1 protein-coding gene is annotated in these 921 nt (G+C 60.5%); it reads left to right on the top strand.

Annotated elements, in window-relative coordinates; translation table 11 throughout:
* The first annotated feature begins 89 nt into the window (after positions 1–89).
* Positions 90–907 (top strand): IS5 family transposase gene (locus tag NCT32_RS32385; protein ID WP_144404199.1). Its coding sequence is split into 2 segments (ribosomal slippage): positions 90–438 and positions 438–907, totalling 819 coding nucleotides; the frame shifts between segments, so codons are not numbered across the junction.
* Positions 908–921 lie beyond the last annotated feature (14 nt).

The following is a 921-nucleotide window of genomic DNA, read 5'->3' on the forward strand; positions in this document are numbered from 1 at the left end:
CTAAAAGGCCAGTTCAAAAAGAGCCCGGGAGGGCTGTTTACTTTCCTTCGAAACGGTTAACCTTGGATGCCTGAACAACGGATCAAGGAATGCCGGCACCTATCATCGATGACGAACTGTGGGCACTGATCGAACCACTACTTCCAGCGCCCAGACCGCGACGCAAGCGTTACCCCGGGCGCCTACCGGTCTCGGACCGTGCAGCATTGAATGGCATCCTGCTCGTTCTGAAGACAGGTATCCGTTGGAACCATCTACCGACGCGGCTAGGCTTCGGCTCTGGCGCGACCTGCTGGCGTCGGTTGCACGACTGGCAGCAGGCCGGGGTGTGGGACAGATTGCATGGACTGCTGCTCGACAAGCTGCGCGAGTCGGGCCAGCTCGACTTCTCACATGCGGCTGTCGATTCATCGTCCGTGCGAGCCGTTGGGGCGGGCCAAAAACTGGGCCAAACCCCACCGATCGTGCGCGACCAGGCTCCAAGCACCACATCCTCGTAGACGCCAACGGCGTTCCAGTCAGCGCGATTCTGACCGGTGCAAACCGCAACGATGTCACCCAACTGCTTCCGCTGGTCGACGCCATCCCGCCAATTCGTGGCACTCGCGGCCGACCGCTTCGCAAGCCCAAGGTCATCTACGCCGACCGTGGTTACGATTCTGACTCGCATCGCCGCCGGCTTCGCGAGCGCGGCATCCAACCGGTTATCGCCAGGCGTCGCACAGAACACGGCAGCGGCCGCGGCAAATTTCGTTGGGTCGTCGAACGTACTCATTCTTGGCTCCATGGTTTCCGTCGCCTCCGCACTCGCTTTGAACGCCGCGCTGACATTCACGAAGCATTCTTAAAGCTAGCCTGCGCACTCGTCTGCTGGAACATCTTCAGCCGCACGGAGCGCGCTTTTTGAACTGGCCTTTAAGC

Origin of the sequence: Caballeronia sp. INML2 (assembly GCF_023631365.1) — a bacterium.
Taxonomy (GTDB): Bacteria; Pseudomonadota; Gammaproteobacteria; order Burkholderiales; family Burkholderiaceae; genus Caballeronia; species Caballeronia turbans.